At 67.5% G+C, this 22,803-nt stretch carries 24 protein-coding genes; 10 read left to right on the forward strand and 14 right to left on the reverse strand.

Translation table 11 applies throughout. The features are described 5' to 3' along the window. Positions 1-4 precede the first annotated feature (4 nt). The 3 genes from ACN4JJ_RS05755 to ACN4JJ_RS05765 are packed head-to-tail and all read right to left on the reverse strand — an operon-like array spanning position 5 to position 3,704. Positions 5-1,264 (reverse strand): D-arabinono-1,4-lactone oxidase, encoded by a 1,260-nt coding sequence (locus tag ACN4JJ_RS05755; protein ID WP_440708958.1) that lies wholly within the window; start codon positions 1,262-1,264, stop codon positions 5-7. Further along, complete coding sequence (locus ACN4JJ_RS05760; protein ID WP_440708959.1) at positions 1,261-2,187, reverse strand: dihydrodipicolinate synthase family protein; 927 nt, start codon at positions 2,185-2,187, stop codon at positions 1,261-1,263. The genes ACN4JJ_RS05755 and ACN4JJ_RS05760 overlap by 4 nt, the downstream gene beginning before the upstream one ends. Further along, positions 2,184-3,704: an APC family permease gene (locus tag ACN4JJ_RS05765; protein WP_440708960.1), complete on the reverse strand. Its 1,521-nt coding sequence runs from the start codon at positions 3,702-3,704 to the stop codon at positions 2,184-2,186. Before ACN4JJ_RS05765 ends, ACN4JJ_RS05760 begins: the two co-directional genes overlap by 4 nt. Positions 3,705-3,802: 98 nt before the next feature. Here ACN4JJ_RS05765 and ACN4JJ_RS05770 point away from each other — a divergent pair, with 98 nt between their 5' ends. Continuing rightward, positions 3,803-4,564, forward strand: coding sequence for a FadR/GntR family transcriptional regulator (locus ACN4JJ_RS05770; protein WP_440708961.1), 762 nt, complete (start codon positions 3,803-3,805; stop codon positions 4,562-4,564). A 28-nt stretch (positions 4,565-4,592) separates the two neighbouring features. On the opposite strand, the gene ACN4JJ_RS05775 is transcribed toward ACN4JJ_RS05770, so the two are convergent. Genes ACN4JJ_RS05775 through ACN4JJ_RS05785 form a run of 3 tightly spaced genes read right to left on the reverse strand, consistent with a single transcriptional unit; the run spans position 4,593 to position 7,377 of the window. After that, the gene (locus ACN4JJ_RS05775) at positions 4,593-6,146 is read right to left on the reverse strand and encodes a serine hydrolase domain-containing protein (protein WP_440708962.1); all 1,554 of its coding nucleotides are present in this window, start codon (positions 6,144-6,146) and stop codon (positions 4,593-4,595) included. Between the two features lie 35 nt (positions 6,147-6,181). Then, on the reverse strand, positions 6,182-6,784 hold the full coding sequence (locus ACN4JJ_RS05780) for a hypothetical protein (protein WP_440708963.1): 603 nt from the start codon (positions 6,782-6,784) through the stop codon (positions 6,182-6,184). 8 nt (positions 6,785-6,792) lie between these two features. Continuing rightward, positions 6,793-7,377, reverse strand: a complete 585-nt coding sequence (locus ACN4JJ_RS05785; protein ID WP_440708964.1) for a DUF6790 family protein — start codon at positions 7,375-7,377, stop codon at positions 6,793-6,795. A gap of 192 nt (positions 7,378-7,569) precedes the next feature. Between ACN4JJ_RS05785 and ACN4JJ_RS05790 the strand changes: the two genes are divergently transcribed. The 3 genes from ACN4JJ_RS05790 (at position 7,570) to ACN4JJ_RS05800 (ending at position 9,771) form a co-directional block, all read left to right on the forward strand. Beyond that, positions 7,570-8,232, forward strand: a complete 663-nt coding sequence (locus ACN4JJ_RS05790) for a response regulator transcription factor (protein WP_440708965.1) — start codon at positions 7,570-7,572, stop codon at positions 8,230-8,232. Further along, complete coding sequence (locus ACN4JJ_RS05795) at positions 8,229-9,473, forward strand: sensor histidine kinase (protein WP_440708966.1); 1,245 nt, start codon at positions 8,229-8,231, stop codon at positions 9,471-9,473. Before ACN4JJ_RS05790 ends, ACN4JJ_RS05795 begins: the two co-directional genes overlap by 4 nt. A gap of 97 nt (positions 9,474-9,570) precedes the next feature. Continuing rightward, complete coding sequence (locus ACN4JJ_RS05800) at positions 9,571-9,771, forward strand: hypothetical protein (RefSeq protein ID WP_440708967.1); 201 nt, start codon at positions 9,571-9,573, stop codon at positions 9,769-9,771. A gap of 65 nt (positions 9,772-9,836) precedes the next feature. Here ACN4JJ_RS05800 and ACN4JJ_RS05805 read toward each other — a convergent pair whose 3' ends face one another. Next, positions 9,837-10,094 carry a hypothetical protein gene (locus tag ACN4JJ_RS05805; protein ID WP_440708968.1) on the reverse strand — a complete coding sequence of 86 codons (258 nt, stop codon included), beginning with the start codon at positions 10,092-10,094 and terminating at the stop codon, positions 9,837-9,839. A 172-nt stretch (positions 10,095-10,266) separates the two neighbouring features. On the opposite strand from ACN4JJ_RS05805, the gene ACN4JJ_RS05810 reads away from it, so the two are divergent. Further along, positions 10,267-10,623: a hypothetical protein gene (locus ACN4JJ_RS05810; protein WP_440708969.1), complete on the forward strand. Its 357-nt coding sequence runs from the start codon at positions 10,267-10,269 to the stop codon at positions 10,621-10,623. Positions 10,624-10,665: 42 nt separating this feature from the next. Here the strand turns inward: ACN4JJ_RS05810 and ACN4JJ_RS05815 are convergent, their stop codons facing one another. Next, positions 10,666-11,553 carry an NAD-dependent epimerase/dehydratase family protein gene (locus ACN4JJ_RS05815; protein WP_440708970.1) on the reverse strand — a complete coding sequence of 296 codons (888 nt, stop codon included), beginning with the start codon at positions 11,551-11,553 and terminating at the stop codon, positions 10,666-10,668. Positions 11,554-11,711: 158 nt separating this feature from the next. Here ACN4JJ_RS05815 and ACN4JJ_RS05820 point away from each other — a divergent pair, with 158 nt between their 5' ends. Both ACN4JJ_RS05820 and ACN4JJ_RS05825 read left to right on the forward strand, forming a co-directional pair. Continuing rightward, positions 11,712-12,266 (forward strand): GNAT family N-acetyltransferase, encoded by a 555-nt coding sequence (locus ACN4JJ_RS05820; RefSeq protein WP_440708971.1) that lies wholly within the window; start codon positions 11,712-11,714, stop codon positions 12,264-12,266. A 65-nt stretch (positions 12,267-12,331) separates the two neighbouring features. Beyond that, a complete protein-coding gene (locus tag ACN4JJ_RS05825; protein WP_440708972.1) occupies positions 12,332-13,963 on the forward strand; it encodes a S8 family serine peptidase in 1,632 nt (543 codons plus the stop codon). Between the two features lie 316 nt (positions 13,964-14,279). On the opposite strand, the gene ACN4JJ_RS05830 is transcribed toward ACN4JJ_RS05825, so the two are convergent. The 4 genes from ACN4JJ_RS05830 to ACN4JJ_RS05845 form a co-directional block, all read right to left on the reverse strand. Further along, positions 14,280-15,131 (reverse strand): alpha/beta hydrolase, encoded by an 852-nt coding sequence (locus ACN4JJ_RS05830; protein WP_440708973.1) that lies wholly within the window; start codon positions 15,129-15,131, stop codon positions 14,280-14,282. A 134-nt stretch (positions 15,132-15,265) separates the two neighbouring features. Further along, positions 15,266-16,444, reverse strand: coding sequence for a PucR family transcriptional regulator (locus ACN4JJ_RS05835; protein WP_440708974.1), 1,179 nt, complete (start codon positions 16,442-16,444; stop codon positions 15,266-15,268). 58 nt (positions 16,445-16,502) lie between these two features. Further along, positions 16,503-16,934, reverse strand: coding sequence for a hypothetical protein (locus ACN4JJ_RS05840; protein ID WP_440708975.1), 432 nt, complete (start codon positions 16,932-16,934; stop codon positions 16,503-16,505). 510 nt (positions 16,935-17,444) lie between these two features. Then, positions 17,445-18,746 (reverse strand): ABC transporter substrate-binding protein, encoded by a 1,302-nt coding sequence (locus ACN4JJ_RS05845; protein ID WP_440708976.1) that lies wholly within the window; start codon positions 18,744-18,746, stop codon positions 17,445-17,447. A 232-nt stretch (positions 18,747-18,978) separates the two neighbouring features. On the opposite strand from ACN4JJ_RS05845, the gene ACN4JJ_RS05850 reads away from it, so the two are divergent. From ACN4JJ_RS05850 to ACN4JJ_RS05860, 3 genes are read left to right on the forward strand one after another with little or no spacing between them, the layout of a single operon-like run. Then, entirely contained in the window at positions 18,979-19,155 is a 177-nt protein-coding gene (locus ACN4JJ_RS05850) for a hypothetical protein (RefSeq protein ID WP_440708977.1), read from the forward strand. Continuing rightward, positions 19,152-19,817 (forward strand): DUF1989 domain-containing protein, encoded by a 666-nt coding sequence (locus ACN4JJ_RS05855; protein WP_440708978.1) that lies wholly within the window; start codon positions 19,152-19,154, stop codon positions 19,815-19,817. The genes ACN4JJ_RS05850 and ACN4JJ_RS05855 overlap by 4 nt, the downstream gene beginning before the upstream one ends. A 1-nt stretch (position 19,818) precedes the next feature. After that, positions 19,819-20,571 carry a glutamine amidotransferase gene (locus ACN4JJ_RS05860; RefSeq protein WP_440708979.1) on the forward strand — a complete coding sequence of 251 codons (753 nt, stop codon included), beginning with the start codon at positions 19,819-19,821 and terminating at the stop codon, positions 20,569-20,571. Between the two features lie 36 nt (positions 20,572-20,607). Here the strand turns inward: ACN4JJ_RS05860 and ACN4JJ_RS05865 are convergent, their stop codons facing one another. Both ACN4JJ_RS05865 and ACN4JJ_RS05870 read right to left on the reverse strand, forming a co-directional pair. Continuing rightward, the gene (locus ACN4JJ_RS05865; protein WP_440708980.1) at positions 20,608-21,642 is read right to left on the reverse strand and encodes a LacI family DNA-binding transcriptional regulator; all 1,035 of its coding nucleotides are present in this window, start codon (positions 21,640-21,642) and stop codon (positions 20,608-20,610) included. 103 nt (positions 21,643-21,745) lie between these two features. Further along, positions 21,746-22,786 (reverse strand): phosphotriesterase family protein, encoded by a 1,041-nt coding sequence (locus ACN4JJ_RS05870; RefSeq protein ID WP_440708981.1) that lies wholly within the window; start codon positions 22,784-22,786, stop codon positions 21,746-21,748. Between the last annotated feature and the right edge of the window lie 17 nt (positions 22,787-22,803).

A 22,803-nucleotide genomic window follows, 5' to 3' on the forward strand; every position in this document is an offset into this window, starting at 1 on the left:
TTCCTTAGTTGCGGAGACCGAGAAGATCGGTGAGGGAGGGGTTCGAGAAGACACCCTGAGGGTCGAATCCGTCGCGGATGGAACGGAACGACTCGAGGGCCGGAAATGCTCGAGCGATGTCCTCGCCGGTGAAGTAGTGCATCTTTCCCCAGTGCGGTCGCGGTCCGAACGGCATGAGGGTGTCGTGGACCGCGTGGAGGAAGCGGTCGTAGTCGCCCTCGCGGTCGCTGACCAGCGCCAATGAGACCGTGTCGGTGCCGTGCTGTGCGGAGAGGAACGCGTCATCCGAGGCCTGCCATCGAACCTGGACCATGCTGATCTCGTCGGGGAAGTCCCGGAGCATGAGAGTCCTCAGCGCATCGAACGCCTCTTCCCAGCGATCGGCGGGCAGCATGTACTCGAGCTCGACGTGTTCGGGATCCTGGTCGGCCCAGTCGGGGTAGATCAGATAGGAGCGACCGACGCGACGACCGGCCTCGCCACTCACCCCGGAACCGGAGACGAGCGCCTCGTGATCCGGTGCGACGGTCGTGAGTCTCTTCACCCAGCAGGAGTTCGCCGGGGTCGGCGGGAGCGCGAACCGGGTCGCCGTCTCACTGCTCGGGCACCAGCAGAAGGAGTAGTGCCGGACGTCCTGCGATTCGCTCTCGAAGGAGTCGAGGACGACGGACAGCGGATCGATCGAGTTGTGCTCCTCCAGTCCGTACGCCGCATCCGCCCGCAGACCGACTCGGGTGACGATGCCGAGCAGGCCCAGGCTGACCTGTGCCGCGTGAAGCGAGTCGGCACCGGTGTCATCCGCTTCGACTCGGCGCACGTCGCCGTGGCCGTCGACGACGGTGAGCGATCGCACCTCCGAGGAGATGCTGCCCAGCTTCCGGCCGGAGCCTTTCGTCCCGGTCGCGGTCGCTCCGGCGATCGTCTGAGCGTCGGTGTCGCCCTGGTTGCGGAGTGACAGTCCGTGATCCCACAGCTGCGGTCCGATCTCACGCAGCGGGGTGTGCCCCCAGATCTCCGCGACCCGGCTTTCGGGATCGGCCTGGATCACCCCTCGCGGGCCGGCGAGGCGCAGAAGGGTGGTCTTCGGCTCCACGATGGGCGTGAAGGAATGACCCGAGCCGGCGACGCGCACGCCGCCTCCGGCCTCGATCACCCGTCCGACCACCTGCTGCACGTCGGACTCGGAGAGGGCCGTGACCGATTCCGCGCGGAACGACTGGTTCTGCGCCCAGTTGTGCCAACGGACCGGATGGATGTCCGTCACGCGAGGCTCGCCGTGCTGGTGGTGAGGTTGAAGGTCTCGATCACGTCGTCGAGGCGTTCGATGATCGCGGCGAGCTCCGCCCGGTCGTCCTCCGGCAGGGGCAGGATCGGCTTCCGCGGCTGCCCCACGGACACCCCACGGATGTTCGCACCTGCCTTCGTCGAAGCCATGTAGTTGTGGCTCTCGAGGAAGGCCTGCAGCGGATAGAGGTCCTTCCACAGACGCAGCGCCTCGCTCGCGCGACCCTCACGGGCGAGTCTCCACAGGGTGACGCACGCCGCCGGATGTGCGTTGGGCGCACCCCAGACCGCCGCATCCCGGCCGGTCAGGAAGGCGTAGATCGTGCTGCTGTCATGTCCGCTCAACACGTCGAGCCGCCCTTCGGTGAGCAGGTCGATGGCGAACAGCCGCGAGAGCTCGGGGGTGGTGTCCTTGATGGACACGACGTTCTCGATGAGGCTCAGCTCGTTGATGAACTCCGGCGTGAGCGATACTCCGGTTCCGCCCGGGTTGTTGTAGATCATCAGCGGCAGTCCGACCGAGGCGATGTCCGCGACGAAGCCGGAGAGCTCGTCGTCGGAGAGCGGCTCGTAGTAGGGCATGACGAGCAACCCCGCCTTGGCGCCCGCTGCTGCCGCATGCTCCGCGTGCTCCTGCGCCTCTCTCGTGGTCATCGCGCCGATTCCCACGATGACCTCGGCGCGGCCCGCGCTGGCCTCAGTCACCGCCTCGACGCTCGCTCGCCGCTCGTCCGTCGTCAGAGACGGGAATTCTCCGGTGGACCCGTTGACCACCAGGCCGGCGACTCCTCCGTCCACTTGGTCGTCGACGAGACGACCGAATCCGTCGAGGTCGAGGCGCTCGTCCTCGAAGAACGGTGTGACGAGTGCCGTGTAGATGCCGGACATGGGGGTGTAGCTCATGCTTTTTCCTTCGTTTCTGATTCGTAAGCAGCATTCAGAGGTGACGTGATGCCCTGGACCTTGCCGCGCCGAGATGCAGGGATGAGCAGGTAGATGACGACTCCGACGGCGATGACGACGAGCATGCCCCCGCCCACCGCGAGCGGATCCGTGAGGATGATCGCCGTGCAGAGCACGACCGACCACAGAGCGGCGATGCCGAAGACCACGGGCCAGAACCGTCCGGTGGTGAACGGGCGTGCCGGTACTCGCTTACGCATCAGGGCCCAGAAACCCACGAAGACCGCGATCGTGTAGGCGAGGGCCCAGGAGAGGGCCACCATCGCCGTCAGGACGGAGAGGGCGGACGACCAGACGGCGAAGACGACCGCGAGCACGAAGCAGACGATGGTGGCGTTGGCCGGCACGCCCCAGCGGTTGACCTTCTTGAGCCACCGCGAGCCCGGAAGCTGCCCGTCCCTGGCCTGCGACCACATGACGCGCACGCCGGTGAGCTGGATGATGCAGTTGCAGGCGAAGAGGGCGACGACCGCCAGGACTTCGAAGATACCGGTCAGCACCGGGCCGATCGCGCTCTCCAGGATGAGGCGCCCGGGGAAGCTGTCGGCCATGACCGCTCGCACATCGGGGATCGAGATCATCAGGAGGAAGAGGAAGATCGCTCCGAACAGCCAACCGGCGCCGTTGGCCAGCAGCTGGCCGAGGGGCGCGGTGCGAGAAGCGTTCCTGGTCTCCTCGCTGGCGTTTCCCGTCGCGTCGAACGCCGAGATGATGAAGGCCGGAAGCACGAATGCGAGCAGGAGCGGCAGGATGAATCCGCCGTCCGTCGTTCCGGCCGTATCGAACAGGATCGACGCCGGCTGGGTCGGGTGCGGCACCGCGATCAGCGCGACGACGACCACGGCGGTCGCCACGAGCTCGCAGATCACGCCGACGTTGTTGACAGCAGTCGCGATCCGCACGTGGACGATGTTGACGATCGTTCCTGCGACGATGATGCCGAGAACCCACGGCAGGGCGTCACCCGGGCTCTGGAAGTCGACCCCGAACCATCCTGCGACGGCGGGGGCGATGGACACGGCGATCGCCGGGACGGAGACGATGTGGGCGATGACGATCCACCACCCGGTCTGCCACCCGAGCCAGGGCTTCTTCGTCAGTCGGGAGACGATCTGATAGACGCCGCCCGAGAGCGGATACGCCGACACCAGCTCGGCGATGGCGACTCCCACGAAGAAGACCTGCAGTGCACCGCCGATGACGAACGACCAGAACGACGCGGGACCGAAGTAGCCGAAGCCGACTCCTATCGTGGTGAACAGGGCGGAGGCCACGGCGATGGCACTGAACTGGATCCCGAAGGACGACACCAGACCGAGAGCGCGTTTCAGCTCCTGTTTGTAGCCGAGCTGGCCCAGGTACTCCGTATCGGTGTTCGTGCCGGAATCGAGAGAAGCGTCCCCGTGCGTGACAGCAGGTGAGGATTTGGAGCGGCGGGGCGGGTCTTGAAGCGTCATTGCGAACTCCCATCGGATAATGGTCCGAGCATTCACTATTCGGAGGAATCCGTCAAGCATCCGTTTTCGGGAGGGGATTCCGCATAGGATTCGCGAGTGTGACCACCGATCACGGAAAGCTGCTCATGGAGAATTCTTCGGATCCGACCAACCAGGTGTTCAGGCATGCGCGTCGGTCGTTCGACGACATCGTCGCGCAGATCCAGCACGCGATCGATCAGGGAACCTACCGGGGTGGCGAGCGGCTCCCCGCCGAACGCGAGCTGATGCAGGTCTTCGGCGCGAGCAGGGGCACGGTGCGCGAGGCGCTCAGACTCTTGGAGGGCATGGACCGGGTGACGATCCGCCGTGGGGCTCATGGCGGGGTCTTCGTGAAGGATCCCGACGCGCTCGGTGTGGCATCCGCGCTCGAATCGCTGATTCGATTCCGACGGGCGGGGGTGTCGGAACTCGTCGAATTCCGGCCTGAGTTCGAGGCGGACAACGCCCGCTGGGCAGCACGGCGAGCGACCCCCGAACAGGTCCAGAGCCTCCGCAGAGTGGTGGAGGCTTATTCCGTTCAGAAGTCGGGCGAGTGGTCCGTTCTGGTGGAACTCGATCTGGAGTTCCACCAGGTGGTCGCGGCTGCGTCGGGGAACGAGATCCGCGCCGCGATCTCGCTCGGCATGAATCGCATCGTCCGCGGGGCTTCCCTCGCCCTGGAATCCACGAGCGTCGATCGAGACGATGAAGCCCGGCAGCTCGGCGACGTGGTCGACGCGATCGCCGACGGCGATCCAGAGCGAGCGCACGCGGCGATGCTCAGGCACGTGAACGTCAACAGCGCCATGGAGCTGAGGGCTGAAGAGCCGCGCCAGTAGACCGCCTGGGAGGCGGAGATGCCCGGCTTCAGCCTCGGCGGACTCGCGCGCCGCGGCGCACCACGACGACAGCGAGGCCCGCGAGCAGGAGTGCCAGCGACCCGAGTCCGGGGACGATCACGTCCGCACCCGTGTTCGCCAGGGCCGGATCCGGCACCGGGGACGGCGTCGGTGTCGGCGTGGGCGTCGTGGCCGGGACCGGCGGCGGGGTGGCCTGGCCCGGAGTGGTCTGGTGCGCGATGAGCAGGGACAGAATGCGGGGCGCGAGCTGCTCGATGCCGGCCCCGTTCTGATTGAACATCGACGTCACTCCGATCCGCAGGCTCGGAGCCAGCAGCGTGTCGGTGCTGCCTCCGGCGGTGCCGCCGTCCTTGTGCGCGTACGGAACGGTGATGCCCGTGGTCTGCGCCGGATAGCGCTCCCAGCCGAGGCCCATGTCGAAGTCCTTGGTCGTGCACGTGTTGCCGGGTGGCGTACTCGGCGGGATGGTGGGGGTGCAGGACTGCGTGATGGGCAGAACCGGGGACACGATGTCCGCCACCGCCTTCACCCCGGGCGATGCGTTCGCGGGGAGGTACCCGAGGCTCGCCGCGACGAAGGTGCCCATGTCGTCGGCGGTCGAGATCAGACCGCCGCCGCCGACGTAGGCGTCGTAGTTGTTCCACCGGTGGATGGGCTCGTCGCCGTCGTAAGGCGTCGCCGGATCGGTGTCGGGGAACTCGACCGTCGTCGAGGTCATGCCGAGCTCGTTCAGGAACGTCGTCTCGAGCGAGTCCTGGAACACCTCCCCCGGCCCGGTCTCACCGGGCGGCACGGTCCCGGGTGTGACGAGTCCGGCCACGATGTCGCCCAGCAGCGCGAAGCCCCAGTTCGAATAGTTCCAGGCGCTGCCGGGCTCCCACAGCGGGCACGGGCGGGTGTCGGCGCAGTCCGTTTCGAAGGAGTCCCAGAGCATCGTCGGCGTGTACCGGGGCTTCGGGTTCGCGCAATCGGGGTTCGCCGCCGGGCAACCGTCCTGGAAATTCGGCGGGGCGTCGGTGAGCCCTGCGGTGTGGGTCGCCAGATCGAGCAAGGTGATGGGGGTCTTGTCGTGCGTGTCCGGGTCTTCCCACTCGGGTATGACGACGCCGCTCGGCGCGTACTTCTGGAGGGGATCATCGAGTGACACGGTGCCGGCGGCGACGAGGGAGGCGAGCAGGCCGGCGGTGAAGACCTTCGTCTCCGAGCCCAGCTCGAACTGCGTGGTCGACTGCACCGGGACCTCGCTGACGAGATCCTCCACACCCGCGGCGAAGGTCGTGACCACAGGATCCGCTCCGGCCGGATCCGGGGTGACGACGGCGACGGAGATCCCCGGCACGGTCGGGTTGTCGGCCAGGAACGTCTCGACCATCCGCTGAATCCGCGTCTGCAGCTCAGGCGTCATCGTCACCGTCACCGAGGACTCGCCGGAACGCGCCGGCGTCGCCGTCACCGTAGCGGTCGCCGCAGCGGGAGCCATCAGCACGAGCGCCCCCGCGATACCCGCCGCCGCAACGGCCGCCATCCGCCGGCGGCGATACCGCCCGATCGTTCCCGTCACCGCTGACTCCCTTTCCCGTCGCACCGCGGATCCTCTCACTGTTCGTCCTGACATGAGGGGTCGCTCACGGCGCACTGCTGCACCGAGGTCGACGGTCCCGGCACGGCGAGCGGGTCGATGTCGCCGATCGTGAACGTGGTGCCGTGATAGCCCGGCTCGTAGGGCAGGCCCGCGCGGTCGTCGGGGTAGACCTGTAGCTGGCACGAGATCGACTCGAGCGGATAGCCGTTCGCGAGTTGCGTGCACAGTTGTTCGTCGAGGATCTCCCAGTACGGGTTGTCGGCGGAGTCGACCGCATCCATGAAGTCGATCGCGTCGGTACGCAGGTCGATGTAGTTCGGGATGTCCTTCGCCTGGATGCCGCGGTCGTAGCGGTAGTGGAAGTACATGTTCAGCGTCTGCCCGCCCTGGTTGGCGGTGTCGTACCCGATGACCTGGAAGAAGAAGTCGCGTTCGGGCAGGTCGGCGCCGGGAGTGGCGCTCGGGGCCACGTCGGCGGATGCCGCGGCGCCCCGGGCGGGCCCGGCGAGCAGCCACCCGGCGATGCCGCCGACCACCAGCAGCACGAGTGCGGCCGCCACCGCCGTCACCACCACGAGGAGGGGGACGGATGCGCGGGGCGAGCGGGTGTCGGTCATCGCCGGCGTCACACGTTCGCGCCGGCGGTGACCCGCGGCGTGGTGGCGTCGGTGCTGTGCAGCGGCTCGCGGCGGCGGGCGATCGCGTGCCAGATCACGAAGACCAGGCCGACGACGTTGATGACGATGTCGCCGATCAGCAGCAGGCCGGTGTTGTTCACCGCGTAGTCGGCGTTGACGACCGTCTGGTAGATGTGCCCGCCCGCGGCACCGAAGCCGAAGATCACGGCCGCCACGATCACGCCGACCTTGGCGCGGAACTGCGCCTTACGGCTGTACACCAGAAAGCACACCAGCGCGAAGCCGAGGCTCGAGAACGCGAGCTCCAGCTGGAACGGCGACTGCGCCCATCCGATGGTCTTCGCCACGTAATCACCGAACACCGAGTGCATCACGAAGTTGACGGTGAACGCCACACCGAGCGCGTAGAAGATGAACTCGTTCACGAAGAACCCCGACACCACCGCTGCCGAGCGGTGCCCCTTCCACCGCAGCACCTTGACCGCGGCCACGATGAGACCGAGCACGAAGCAGCTGATGAGATAGTTGCCGATGACGGCGGTGAGGACGGTGGAGATGATGTCGGAGATCATGACGTCGCTTTCAGGAGGGACGGAGACGCCACTGGCCGCGCCCCCGGCTCGACGATAGGGGCAGGCGCGGCTCCCGTCTGCCGGGCGGTCGGGCGTCAGCCGATCGGACGACATCCGGTGTCATCCGGTCGGTCGGTGCTGGACTCGCGGATTGATCGACGACCGGCGAGAGAAGATGATGGTGATCGGGGCATGATCGGGCCCGGGGCGGGGGTGCGGGTGAAGATCACGGTCGCCGTCGGCGACGACCACCCCGTCGTGCGGGCCGGTCTCGTGCACATGCTGACTGCGTCGGAGGCCGTCGACGTCGTCTCGGAAGCCGACGACGGCACGCAGCTGCTCGACGCCATCCGCGCGCTCGAACCCCAGGTGGCCCTCTCCGACTTCCGGATGCCCGGCTTGGACGGGGCGGCGCTGGCCCTCGCGGTGGCGCAGGAGCAGCTACCCACCCGGGTACTCGTGCTGTCGGCCTACGCGGATCCCGCGATCGTGTTCCGATGCCTCGAGAACGGCGCCGCCGGCTTCCTCTCGAAAGACGTCGACCGCGACACCCTGATAGCCGCCATCCGTACGGTCGCCTCGGGCGCCGATGTGCTCCCGCCCGAGTTCGTCGGCGACGTGCTCGATCAGGTCCGTCGCCGCCGCGCCGCGCCGGCGGCGGTCACCTTGAGCCCCCGTGAGCGGCAGATCCTGGTGGAGGCGGCCGCCGGCAAATCCGCGCCCGAGATCGCCCGGTCGATGCACCTCTCCACCTCGACCGTGAAGACCTATCTCCGTCGCCTCTACGAGAAGCTCGGAGTCGGCAGCCGCGGCGCGGCCATCGCCGAGGCGATGCGCCAGGGTCTGCTGCGATGACACCGGCCGAGCCCCTGGCCGCCGGGCGTTCCCGCTCGCTCGGGGCCCGCATCCTGAGCTCCGTCCACCGCGTCACGGCGCTTCTGCGCCTGGTGCTGATCGCACCCCTGATCGTGCTCGCCGCGTTCCTGACCGAGACCACGGATGCCGGTGCCACAGTGTTCTCGGTCTGGGTGGCGTTCTTCGGGGCGTGGGCGCTGTTCACCGTGTGGTGGTCGTTGCGGCGTCCGGTCCCGTCGTGGGCGGGGGCTGCGAGCATCGTCGTCGATCTGGCGTTCTTCATCGGGATGGCGGCGAGCTCGGCCGGCGCGACCTCCTACATCACACCGGTCTTCTACCTCTATCCGGTCTTCTCCGTCTTCTACTACCGGCCGGCGCTCACGGCGGTCGTCGGAGGTTTCGTGGCGGGAGGATACGCTGCGGTGTGGCTGCAGAACCTCGCCGTACGGGGTGGGCCGGACGAGCCGGGGATCGTCTGGATGCACTTCCTCCTGCTGACCTGGATGGCGCTGACGACGACCGCCCTGTCCCTCGTGCTCGCCCATCGCGCGCGGGACGACGCCGAGGCCGACATCGTGCGCAGCAGCCTGATCGCGCAGGTGCTCGCCGCCGATCACCGCGCCAGCACCCGCCTCGCGAACGACCTGCACGACGGCCCTCTGCAGGACGTGATCGCCGTCCGGCGCCTGCTCGAGCAGATCGCCGACACATCACCCGAACCGGAACTGGTGGAAACGGCGGCCCGCCTGCTCGAAGAGACCACGGGCCGACTCCGGGGGACCGTTCAGACCCTCCACCCCCAGGTTCTCGCCGAGCTCGGTCTGGCGGCGGCCGTGACGGAACTCGCCCGCACGGCGGCGGCACGAGGTACCGTGCCGGTCTTCGCGACGGTCGAGGCCCTCCCCCGGATGGACTCCGACAGAGCCGCCGCGCTGTTCGGAGCCTGTCGCGAGTTCGTGGCCAACGCGCAGCGGCATGCCGAAGCGAGCCGGATCGACGTGACGCTCACGCAGCGCGGCGACCGGGTCGTGCTCTCGGTGACCGACGACGGGACGGGCTTCATCGCCGATCCCTCCGCATCGAGCGATGCGATCCGCACAGGCCATGTCGGTCTCGCCTCGCAGCAACTGCGCGTGCACAGCCTCGGTGGGACCATGACCGTGGACACCCGTCCAGGTGCCGGCACGGCGGTACGGGCGGCACTCCCGCCCACCGATGAGGCGGCGACCCGCCGGCACTGAACCGCGCGCCGGGACGGCGACGCTGAATCGAAGCGTCGTGCCGCGGGTCGGCCCTGCACGGGGCGCGTCTCGGGCCGAGCCGGGCCAGAGTGGAGGCATGACCAGCGACGACGACAAGGCCAAACTCGGTGAGCGCCTCACCGGACACCACGACCCCCAAGACCCCGACGGCCTGCTGACGGTGGACGACGCTTCCGTCGAGGCCGAGCCGGGCCACGAGGTCGCGAGTGACGACTATCCGCCGATGCCCGGCCGGTTCAAGTCCACCCCCCACGATCGGAACAACGACCCCGTGTGACGCCGGGACGTCGCCGGCGCGTCCGTTCCGGAACCTGATCCCGGCGAGCGTTCCCGCCGCCCGGACTAGATCCGCGGGAGCTTCGCCAGGGCGGCGTCGGCGTTCGCCTCGCTGACACCGAGCTCGTCCACGAGGAGTGCTCGCGCGGGTGCGGTGTCACCGCGCTTCAGCGCCTGGTACGCGGCGTCGGCGTCGCCGGCGAGGGCGGCGGTCGGCTGCTTCGTGACGCCGAGCTGGTCGGCGAGCTCTTGCGCCGTGGCCGCCCCGTAGGCGTTCGTGATGCTCGCGGGGAGGGGGTAGTTTCCGAGGGGTCCGAGGTCCATGGTGAGCATCCAACTCTCTTTCCGGCGGTTCCGCGACGCCGGATGCGGCACACCGTCGTCGTAGCTCGCCGAGATCCCGGCCGTGTCGACGGTGGAGCGTGCTCGACCGCCCGCCCGAGACGTTGACAACTCGCAGGGTGAGGGTATGTATTAGAGGACCGAACACGCACCGATGGTGGTGGACCTGCAGGAGGCCGCAGTGCAGAAGCTGTTTTACGCAAGCGGATACGCGCTCCTGGGAGACGAGGTCTGCGAGGCCGTGATGGAGTACGCCCAAGCACTGGCGGATGTGGGGAAGTCCGACCTGGTCACGGTGCCCGTGCTCTCCGACGAGGGCTTGCGAGGCAGGTCTCGACTGCTGCTCGGTCCGGCGAGTCAGCTCTTCACCGTCCCCGCCCTGGACCGGGGCGTCGATCTCGACGATCCGGTCGCGGTGCGCTCGATGCGGGACAAGGCGGCGCGTCTGCGTCCCGGCCGCGCCCAGCACTTCACCGAACGGATCGACACGGGCCACGACGAGGCCGTCTGACGCCGAGCCTCGACCCCACCTCGCCCGCGTGACCGCCGGCGGTCAGGGGCGCGGGAGGGCGCGGCCGTCGGCGTCGAGGTAGTCGCGCCAGGAGCGGGTGGGGGTGAAGCCGAGCAGCGCGCGGGCCTTGGCGATCGAGATGCCCGAGGCATCCGTCCGGTCGAGGTCGCGCAGCTCGACCCGGTCGCCGTAGTAGCGGTGCAGGATCTCGGCGAAGTCGTGGCCGCCGGCGTTGTCGGGCGAGGCGATGTAGAACACCTCGTGGCCCGGGAGATCGGATTCCGTGGCCAGCACGATGGCGTCGGCGAGGTCGTAGACGTCGATGTAGCTCCAGAAGTTCTCGGTGAGCACCGCGGGGTCGCGCACCTGCTTGCCGAGGTTCGACTCGTAGTTGTCCTCGTTGTGCACGGTGCTCGGGCGGAGGGAGATGGCGCGGATGTCGGAGCGGCGCACCGCGGCATCCATCAGCTGCTCCCCGAACGCCTTCGAGAGCGCGTACGGATCCTGCGGCAGCAGGCGGTGGTTCTCGTCCATCGGCACGTAGTCGGGCAGGAACGGGCGCTCGGGGAAGAAGTTGCCCACGATGCTCTCGCTCGAGATGTTCACGAAGCGCTTCACCCCGAACCGCACGGCGGCCTCGATCAGGTTGAACGTCGACATCAGGTTGGTCTGCATCACCACGTGCGGCGGGTTGCCGGTGGGCTGCGGGATGGCGGCCACGTGCACCACCGCGTCGGCGCCGGCCACCACCGCGTAGGCGGAGCCGGCATCCGTGAGATCGGCCATCTGGTAGCGGCCCGGCACGATCTCGCCCGCATCGAACACCGGGCGCACCAGGTCGACCCCGAGCACCTCGTGCCCCGCCTCGACGAGCGCTACGACGGCCGCGCGGCCGACCTTGCCGCGGGAACCGGTGACGACGACCTTCATGGGTGATGCTCTCTGGCCTGTCGGTGGCGGATGGGGAACCTGCGGGCCGGAGGACGGCGAGCGGGTCGACTCACTCACGCTACGTCGGTCGGGCCGCATCCGCTCAGAAGATCCCCCGACGGGCCGATCGCCGTCACGGATTCTGTCAAGATCAGCTGATGATCCTTCGCAGCACACGTGTAGCCCTCGAGTCGATCTCGCCGGACCTCGCCCGGCGCATCGCGGCACGACAGGAGCTCCCCGGAGACGACTGGCACGCCGAATACCCCTTCGCCGATGAACTCGATCCGCTGCGATCGCTTGCGGAGGCGACGGATCCGGATCCCCACTTCACGATGTACGTGATCCGGCGGAGCTCCGACGGTCAGGCAGTCGGGGGATTCGGTTTCTTCGGTCCCCCCGACGAGCGGGGTCGCGTGGAGTTCGGCTACGGGCTGGTGCCGAGCGCTCGGGGCGCCGGGCTGGCCACCGAGGCGGTGACGCTCGCCGTCGATCACGCGAGCCGGCACGGCGCGATCCTCGCCGCCGCAGACACCGATCTGGACAACCGGGCTTCGCAGCGCGTGCTCGAGAAGAGCGGCTTCGCTGAAGTGAGGCGTAACGACTCGCTGGTCTGGTTCGAACGCGACCTGAGCGCCGGTCAGGCGGTCGCGACGGCGGCAGCCGAAAGCACCCCGCTCCCTTCTGACCGGGGCGCGACTTATCGGTCATGATGGGTGAAGAGGGGTGAAGGGGGTACGACCAGATGGGTATCCGGCGGGTATGCGTGGGGATCGCTGTGACTGCGGTGCTGCTTTTTCTCGGCACCACCACCAGCGCGGCGGCGACGTCTGAGCGGTGTGGGCCGGCCGGAGATGCGGCTCAGCGTCTTCTTCACGCCGACACCGCGGGGTCGCAGTTCGGTGTGGACGGTGCCGGGGTGAAGGTGGGCATCATCTCGAATTCCTTCGCGTCCAACGGTCAGGGTGAGGTCGATGCGGATGTGGCGGCGGGATGGCTGCCGGGCCCGGGGAACCCGTGCGGGTACGAAAGCCCGGTGGTCGTGCTGACCGAGGGACCGGATGCTCAGGACGACGAGGGCCGCGCCATGGCGCAGGTCGTCCACCAGGTGGCGCCGGGGGCGGAGATCTTCTTCGCGGCTTCCGACAGCGATGTCGGCTTCGCCGGCGCTGTGGCAGATCTGCGCGCGCAAGGCGTGTCGATCATCGTCGACGATCTCGCCTCGACCGGGGACCGCCAGTACCACGTCGGTGCTGTGGGCCAGGCGATCCAGGCCGCAACCGATGCGGGCGTGTTCTATGTCACCGCCGCCGGCAATTTCGGGGTGCCCGGGGCCGCAGGTTATCCGAGCGAGGGCTACCCGATCGGGGCGTGGTCCACGGTGGAGTATCGGCCGACGGAGTGTCCGGACGACGTCGCCGGCCTCTACCCGGGCGACACGATCGACTGTCTCGATTTCGACCCGGGTCCCGGCGAGGACGCCACACTGTCCGTCACCCTTCCGGCGGGCTCGCTGATGACCGGCTCCGTCGACTGGGCCGAAGACGACGGCGACGTCACCACGTCGTTGGACTACGTCCTCGGTCTTCCCGGCAACACCATCAAATCCGTGCCCGCAGACCCCGAGGTCGCGTCGACGTTCGCTGAGATCGGCAACCTGACATCACCCGATGCGATCCAGAACGAGGTCAGTGTGGTGCGGCATGTGACCCCCACGGCCGGCTTCCCGCCTGTGGCGATCACCTGGGGGCAGGCGCCAGGCAAGGAAACGCTCGTCGACCAGGAGTACTACCGGAGCACCGACACCGACACCGTCGGCGCGACGCTGTACGGTCACCGAGCAGACCCGGCCGCATTCTCCGTCGCCGCCCTGAACGCCGAGGACTCCACTCTCGAGACGTACTCGTCTCTCGGGCCTGCGCCCCTGTACTTCGGTGTTCCGGAACCGATCACGGTTCCGGGTCCGACCGCGGTCGGTGTCGACAATCTCCCCACCTCCACCACGGTCATAGACGACACGGGACGGTTCAGAGGCACCTCGGCTGCGGCACCCACGATCGCAGCGTCCGCCGCTCTCGTGCTGGACTACGCCCCTGATCTGGGCCCCGCCGAACTCCGCGAGGCCCTGACCGATCACGCCAGCACGGAGTCCGTCATCCAGCCGTGGAATCCGGCCGTGGCGCCGGAACGCTCCGTCGGCGCGGGACTCATCGACGTCGCCTCCACCCTGACCGCACTCGCGCCCGCACAGCCTGCGCCTCAGCCGCTGCCCGATACGTCGGAGGCCGGCCCCGCACTCGCCGCGACCGGCCAGCGCACTCCCTGGCTTCTCGCACTGTTCGGGATCGGTATCGCCGCCGTCGGAATCTCGATCCGCAGCTCGCGTCGAGCATCCGAGGCCCGACGGTAGAACGCCGGCCTGAAGGTGACGCCCGACGGTCGAACGCCCGTCTACAGGCGATGTTCGTCTGACATTGCGGAGACGGTGGGATTTCACCAGACGACGCAGCCGAAACCGAGAACGTGCGTTATGTCAACAGCGGTCGCTTGGCGCCGAGTTTGCACAGGGCTCGCTGGAGCGCGTGTCGGCGTCAGCTCCGGAGCCGGTTGTAACGTTTTCTTAGAGCGCACTACGTCACCTTGCACGCCTGCAGGTACCGCCGCATTAGGACATCCTCTTGTGCCGTGCCATGTCGTGCCAGTGCCTGCAGGCGCATCCTGCAGACCTAGTTGATGGGAAGTGTCCGTCGGATAAAGTCGAGTGACCCCTTAGCGACGTCAGACCAGCCGTGGTCAATGACGAGCGAGTGGCCGCGGTCGGGGATCTCGGCGATTTCTGTGAGTCCGGGGTTGCGCTTCTGAACGTCGAACATCGCGTGAGTGATTGCGAGCGGAACCGTGTTGTCCTTTGTGCCGGCAATGATAAGCAAAGGACCACGGTCGGGGTTGCGGGTGTCGACCTTCGCCTCCGTCCACGGGTTGAGGTTCGCCGTCGCTGCCTGGAAGATCGGTGCGCCCGATGCAGCGACGTGGAAAGTGTCGTACAGATCGCGCGCTTCGTCGGGTTGGAGGTTGTTGGCCCAGCCATAGGTGAACTGCTCGAACGTCAGAGCGACCGCGCGACCGGCGTTGGCCGGGTTGCCCAGTACGGCAGAAGAGGATTTCAGGGCCGAGAAGGGTAGCGGCAAGACTCCGCGGAACGGTGCGGCGTCGATCGCCACCGTGCTCGACGCGACTCCCTCCCCCGCGATCTTCTGAGCGATGAGGCCACCGAAGGAGTGTCCGACGATTGCCGGCTCGGTCGTCAGAGCGGCGATGGCCTGGAGGTAGTGGTCCGTGACGACCCCGATCATCTTGTGCGCGAAGACATCCGGAGCCTCCTTCGCCGCGGCGACGGTTTCGGGGTCGTCGGGCCAGCCGGGGGCGATGGTGGCGAAACCGCTCTCCTCGAACAGGGTGCGCCATCGGTCCCAGCTGCTGGACAGGAGCCAGAGCCCGTGGATGAAGACGACAACGGGTTTCCCGGAGGCGTTGGCGGCGTTGATCTGATCAAGTTCTGCGTGGGTGAGTCCGGACACGAGGGTCTCCTTCATATGAATCCAGCGGCTGTCCGCCGGCTGGATTCATCCTCGGTATCAGCGCGTCATCGCGGGACTCGACTGGAGAAAGCCACACCAGCTGCGAGTCGGGACTGGGGGTTCGCCCAGGCAGATCACATCACGATGCCGCGCCCCGATAGCGCGAGAAGCAGCTCCGCTGCGTCTCGGGGCCGCATCGGGTCCCGTCCGGTGATCGTTCTGACCCTGCTGAGGCGGTTGCGAACCGTGTTCTCATGGACGGCGAGCAGGGATGCGACGTCGGCCACGGATCCATCGGAGTCGAAGAAGGCGGCCAGAGTCTCGACGATGACTGTCCGGTCGCTCTCGGAGATCGCCGACAGACCGCCGAGAACCGTATCGACGATGCGTTCGGTGACGTCAGGCGATCCGGCAGCAGCCATAGCCACCGGCGAATCATCGAAGGCGACGACGTTTCCAGGGGATGCAGTCGCCCGAGCGATCCGAGCCAAACGCACCGCCAGCCCTATCGACGTGAAGGTCGGCATGACGGGACTGACTCCGGCAGTCGAACCCCAGGTAAGAGCTTCGGCCGTCACCAGTTCGAGCCAGGAGTCGGCCGCGGAGCTGACGATGCCGAGTTGAACGTCGGCGACCATCACCCATGCGGAGGCCACTCCTGCAGCAGCCAGGGTCTGCTCTACCCGGGGTAGCGACAACCGTCCGGCCGTCGCCGTCGTCGCGGCGACCACCACGAAGCCCTCGGTTCTCGAGAATCCCAGGCGATCGACGGCATCCCACGGAGATGCCGCCTCCCGCCCCCGTGCGGTCAGGAGACCGTATACGAGGCCCAGGCGCTCCTGTTGCCGGCTCAGGAGCACCCGAGAGTACTCCTCCCGGTAGCCCGTCGTGAGGTTGCGCACGTACGAGTCGTGCATGGTCCAGATCTCGGAGGCGAGATCCACCAGCTCGGTGTCCGTGGCGCTCGTCGTTCGCCTGGCGTACTCGACGATCTCGTCCCAGAGGAAACTCGTGCTCACTTGCAACGCATCCAGCACGTCAGCCAGTTCGGTCCCGTCTCGGGCTCGCCTCTCCCCCAGGGCCCGCGGAGCGGTGTCAGGGCCGTCAGGGGCCGAGGCGTAATTCACGAGCGCCTCGATGTGTTCTCGGGTCGACTGATTGATCGCCTCGACCGAGATGTGCGCTTCGGAGCGGTAGAACGGCACATCGGCTCGAATGCGATCCGCCATCCGCTTTGCCAGGTCGGGTTTCTCGCCCGCCAGTCCGCGGCTCAACCGTAGGAGAAGCGGCCACCTTCCCTCGTCAGCACTCATTCCGTCACGCTAGTGCTGCTGAAAGATGGGTCATAGGGGATTGCAATGATTTCGCCGGCTACTGAGAGGTCTCGAGGTTCTTCGCGTCGGCTTCACCGCGTGCCTCAGCGGCCTCCAACACGGCCCACTCAGCTTCCTGGATGGCGTACACCGCGAAGTCGACGGCGTCCATGGCTGCGATCTCCGCATCATCCGCTGCCCGACCGGCACGCCGAGCCGACCACTTGGCCCGCCGCGACTGTGCTCCTGACCGCAGGGACTGAAATGCGCCGGCGACTGACCTCTGTGCGTCGTTCCAATCAGCAGCCAACTCGTCGTCAGCATGAGCAGCTCTTGCCCCAAGCTTCATGCGCGCAGTGGCGAGTTGACCCTCGAGTTCGGCTCGCCGCTCGGCCAGCTGATCGTGCTCCTCGTTCTTCGCGGCAACCACAGACTCTTCGAGCTTTCGAGACTGATCAGAGAGCTTAGACAGTTCGTCGGACAGCGCCATGTTGGACTCCTTCGATCACCCATGCCCCGATCGCTCACCTGTCGAGGGCCGACCATTGATGGCCGACCTCAGAAGAATGCAACGCCAATTCGGACTCGACGACCGACATGGAGAAATTCACAACCCGTCGATCTCAGCAATGTGCCGCCCACCAAGATGCCGCGACACCTGACTCGAACGCGCTCCTCTCCAAACGCATCATCGAGTACCACGCCAGCAACATCCTCCGCCTACTCGGTGGCAGCAACCGTCGAGGATCGGTGTGCCGTCAGATTCCGGGGCCACCGATCGGTCCCGAAAACCTAAGGAATTATAATTCATCAAACCGATTTGACAGTACTTAGTCGCAAGTCTCGGGCGATGCTGCGTGATTCTTATGACAGCGAAGAGTCCCTCGAAGCTGCAATGGTGCGCTCGAGCGCACGACGAAGCCCCGCCGAGAATCGCCGCGTCGTCGACAGCGCCGGCCCACCCGCCCTCGGGCGGTGGGGCCGGCGCTTCGCCGATGGGCTATTCCGACAGGCGGCTCAGCTGCCGCTCCAGTTCGGCCTGCGTCGACTCGAGGGTCTCGGCCACGTCGGCCCCGTTGCGGATGTCATCGAACGACTTGTTCATAAGGGTCTCGAACTGCACGTACCCCGAGCTCACCGGGCGGTGCACCGCGAACTGCTCGTCGGCCGCGAGCAATTCGGTCAGGTCGGCGGTCTGCGTCGGAGCCAGCTCGGCGAGATAGTCCTCGTAGGCACCGGTGCCGACCGAGGCGACGGGCGGGAACGGCAGGTCGTTCGTGACCGTCGCGATGCCGGCCTCGTTCATGGTGAGGAACTGCACGAAAGTGCGCGCGGCGTCTTTCTGGGTGCTGAAGGCGCTGATGCCGAACGCCCACGAGTCGGTGGGCGTCACCACGTTGCGACCCGCGAAGTACGGGTGCGGCGCGATGCCCCACTCGTCACCGAGGCGCTCCTTGACGTCGTTCAGGATGACCGGGTTGGCCAGGAGGTAGCCGATCTGACCCGACATGAGCAGGTCGGGCATTCCTGAGGTGTCGACACCCTTGGGCGACAGACCTTCGGCGAACAGGTTTTGGTACCAGGTGCCGAACTCGTTCCACTCCGGGGTGTCGACGGCGGGGGTGAGATTGCCGTCGCCCTCGAGGCCGGAGCCCGCTCCGAGCCCCATGGCGATGGGCTGCAGCGCGTAGTACCGGTCGGGCTGCTCGATGCCGAAGCCGTACGGCGCCGCTCCGGAGTCGACGATCTGCTTCGAGTCGGCGAGCACCTGCTCGAAGGTCAGGCGGTCGGCGTCGGTTCCGCCGGGGATGGCGACGCCGGCCTTGTCGAGCACCGTCTTGTTGTAGAAGAGGAAGTTGTCGCTCGTCCACATCGGGTAGGCGTACGGCTTTCCATCGATCTCCACCGATTCGAGGCCGACCGCGCTGAACGCCGACTCCATCTCGGGCAGTGCGTCGCTCTCGTCGGTCAGGAAGTCCTGGCTCACCATGTTGGCGATCCGCGGCGGATCGGCGGCGAGCACATCGATGCTCGTGTCGCCCCGGGAGAGACGCGCCTGGGTCTGCGACACGAGCTCGTCGTAGGGAACGCTCTGCTGCTTGATGGTGATGTCCGGGTGCTGCTCCTCGAACTCGGCGATAACGGCGTCGTATTTTCCCGTGTGCGGGTTGAGGAAGTTGATGGTGACCGGGCCGTCGGCGGTCTCGCTCGACGCCGCACAGCCGCCGAGGGCGAGCACGATCGCCGGGACGAGCACGGCGATGCCCGCGACCGTCGCCCGGCGTGCAGTTGGTTTCTTCACGGTGAACCTTTCTTCATTTGTCAGACCCGTGGGTCGCAGTAGCGGTGTGGGGATTGTCTACACTAGAAACGTTCTATTAGCGAGAGGCCTCGGAAGAGGGGATGCAGAGAACGGGGAGAGCCGGTGGGGTTCGCCGGCACACCCCGCGGAGAGGTGAAGCCCGCGGCATGTCATCTCAGGGCCTTGGATAATGCAACTGAAATGCCTGGTTGAAGGGCATTTTCCTCGTGATGTGAATTTCATCCGCGAGACGACGGGCGGGGCGGAAGCGGCTCGGTCGGAGATCGACTCCAGCGATGAGGCGACCGTGATGGCGGGCAAGAAATCGCAACATAGAAGTAACAAACAAGAAACGTTTCTGGTAGGCATGACCCACAGACTGAGTGAGCAGGAGGAGGCCACGCCATGACGCAGAACGCACCACGACTGCCCCCCGGGGTGGTCGTCGATCACCGCGAGACGGTGGCCCCGGGGTCACCCTGGTCGCGCCGTCTCGAGACGGGTCAGCATCTCACCATCGTCGATGTCGAGGGTCAGCAGGCCGTCGACTTCCTTTGCATCGGAGCCGAACTCCCCCTCGACCGGCTGAACGTGCCCAACACCGTCAAGCTGAACCGATCGTTGTATGTCACGGAGGGCACCGTCGTGTACTCGGATCGCGCACGGCCCCTGTTCACGGTGACCAAAGACACCTGCGGCCTGCACGACACCCTCGCGGGCTGCTGCAGCCGCGAGATGGACGAGCTGCGCTACGGCGTCGACACCGGCCGGAGCTGTCGCAGCAACTTCACGGCCGAACTCGCCACCTGGGGCCTCGGCCCGGCGGAGATCGTCTCGAACATCAACTTCTTCATGCGGGTGCGCTTCGACACCGACGGGGCCGTCGAGATCGTCGACAGCATCTCGAAGGCGGGCGATCACGTCACCCTCCGGGCCGAGATGCCCGTCGTGGCTCTGCTGTCGAACTGTCCGCAGCAGAACAACCCCTCGGCCGGCTTCGCGCCGACGCCGATCGAGGTCGTCGTCTGGTCTCTCCCGACGGTCGACCGAACCCCCCAGAAAGGCACCTGACATGGCACGCGTCCTCCTGCTCGGCGAATCCTGGTTCGTCTATTCCGTTCACCAGAAGGGGTTCGACAGCTTCACGACCTCGGAGTACACCGAAGACGGAGATGCCTTCGTGACCGCACTCACGGATGCCGGCCACGAGGTCGCCCGCATCCCCGCGCACCGCATCAGCACCGACCTGCCGGCGACCGCCAAGGGCATTGCGGCGATCGCCGACGTCGTCGTGGTCTCCGATGTGGGGGCGAACACCTTCCTGCTCGGCAAGGACACCTTCGTGCGGTCGATCCCCGGCCCCGATCGCATCCTCGCCCTCAGCGACTTCGTCACGGCGGGTGGCGGCCTGCTCATGGTGGGCGGCTACCTGAGCTTCTCCGGCATCGACGCCAAGGCCCGCTGGGGTCGGAGCCCCCTGGCCGAGGTGCTCCCGGTCACGATGCTCGACCGCGACGACCGCATCGAGCTGCAGAGCGGCCCGGGAGCGACGGTGACGGGAGAGCATCCGATCACGGCGGGCCTCGATCCCGAGTGGCCCGCCCTACTCGGCATCAACGAGGTGATCGCCCGGGACGGCAGCACCGTGCTGGCCGAGGTGGCGGGACATCCGCTGCTCGTGGTCGGAACCGCGGGTGCCGGCCGTGCCGCAGCCTTCACTTCCGACCTTGCTCCGCACTGGGCTTCGCCGGCTTTTATCGCCTGGGAGGGCTACGGCGCGCTGTTCGCCCGCACCGTGGCGTGGCTCGACGGCGAGGCCGTCTGAACGTCTCGTCGGTCCGCTTCGCTCCAAACCGCTCCGTCAGTGAGGGTCGGTCGCGCGGGGCGGCACGACGGAATCCCGGATCTTGAGCTCGGTGGGCATCGCCTCGAGAGCCGAGGTCTCCATCTGCTCGAAGGCGTCCAGAAGTACGGATGCCGCTCGAAAGCCCATCTCCCGCGCCGGCTGACGAACGCTCGTGAGCTGCGGGGTGAGCATGGAGGCGATTGGCAGATCGTCGAAGCCCACCACGCTAACGTCATCCGGAACCCGGAGCCCCACCTCCCGGCAGTACTCCATCGCTCCGATCGCCATGAGGTCGTTGGCGCAGATCAGCGCGGTCGGCGCGGGGGTCGCCGCCAAGGCCTTCTCGGCGAGCTCGTAGCCCGAGGCCTGGCGGTAGTCGCCCGTGAAGATGGGCACCGAGTCGGGGTCGAGACCCGCGCCGGCCAGCGCCTCGCGGTAGCCGGCCAGACGCTGCTGGGCGGTCCAGAGAGCGGCGGGTCCACCGATCACGGCGACCCTGCGGTGACCGAGCTCGAGCACGTGGGCGGCCACCTCGCGAGCGCCCTTGCGCGACGAGGCCACCACGGCGGGCAGGTCGAGCCCCGGGATCTGCTCGTCGACGAGCACCACGGGCCCAGAGCGTGCCAGATCGTAGATGGCGGCCGGCATCGACCCGGTTCCCGTGAGGTAGACCACACCGTCGAGACGCTGGCTGCGGAGGAGCCTGGCCTGTTCCTCCTCCGATGCCTCGGTGGCCTCGGGCACCACCAGCACCACGAGCACGTCGCGAGCGGCGGCCGCGGCCTGCACGCCCTCGGTGACCATCGCGAAGAACTGGTTCGTGAGCTCCGGCACCACCACACCGATGGTCGCGGCGCGCTGACGCTTTAGGCTGCGCGCCGACTCGTTCGGGGAGTACTCGAGAACCCGGATGGCGTCGAGCACGCGGTTGCGCCGCTCCTCGGCCACGGGGCCGGAGTTGTTGAGCACGTAGCTCACCGTGCTCACCGACACCTGGGCACGCTTGGCGACCTCTTTGATGGTCGGCCGCTTGCGCGGCGGTTCGGACATCGGCACCGTGAACCCTCCTGTCTATCCGACCCCACCCCCGGAGCCGCAGCACCGCTCCCGCGCAGGCCTGGGGCGCTGGTGGAAACGTTTCAAGATAGCATCCTCACCCCACGGAGCGATCGGCCGCCTCGAAAAGGGCGCGCGGATTGTCGACCAGCAACGACTCCGTCACCGCGAGATCGACACCGGCCTCGACGAGTCGCGGCAGGAAGGCGCTCGGCACGAAGCCGTAGCCGTTGCCGCCGTACCTCGTCCACATGGTCTTCATGCCGACGTCGTGGCTCAGCAGCAGTTGCCGCGCGTAGCCCGCGGAGACGAGTGCGGCGACCGCCTCGACCGTCTGACCCACGGAGGGAGACTGGCCCTCCCCCGGGTAGTTGTTCGGCATCCCGATCATGTCGAACTCGAGCCAGGCCCCGCGCTCGGCGACCGACAGCTGATAGGCCGGGTCGACACCCGACGGGTCCATATGGCAGAGCACGACGGCGCGGGGGTCGACCCCGGCCTCGAAGACCTCGTCGAGCACCCGGTGCGCGAGGCGGCGCCAGCCCGGCAGGTGGATCATCAGGGGAACGCCGAGCGCGGTCTGCGCGATGGCCGCGGCCCGCAGACCGAGCAGTTCGGCGCCGGTGAACTCGGGCCCCACCCCGATCTCGCCGATGACGCCGGGTCGCACGGTGCGCCCGTCGGGCAGCGCGACCCCCTCGGTGTGCTCGGCGATCAGGAGGTCGACGTAGCGCTCCACGTCATCGCCCTGAGTGGATGCCTCGGTGCCCCGGGTCACCGACCAGCCGCTCCCCATCACCAGGTTCAGCCCGGTCGTCTCGGCGAGCCGCACCATCAGGGCCGGGTCGCGCTCCGGCCCGTTCGAGTTGTCGACGATGGTGCGCCCGCCCGCCTCGGTGAAGCGGGCGAGCTCCTCGGCCACCACCTCGAGCTCGACGAGCGCGCGGTTGTTGAGGCTCGCATAGGGGTCTTCCCGCACGAGCCAGGCGTTCTCGGCCGTCACGGGGGCGTGCCGCAGGTTCGGCGAGAATTCGCGCACGCCGCGATAGGGCAGCTCCGGGGGTGAGCGCACGGTGTGCTCGTGCATCAGGGTCATGCCGAGCTCGTCGACGCCGATGGCGCCGAGAACGGTCTGCACGGTGCATCCGTCGAATG

Source organism: Herbiconiux dendrobii (assembly GCF_052048175.1).
GTDB lineage: Bacteria > Actinomycetota > Actinomycetes > Actinomycetales > Microbacteriaceae > Herbiconiux.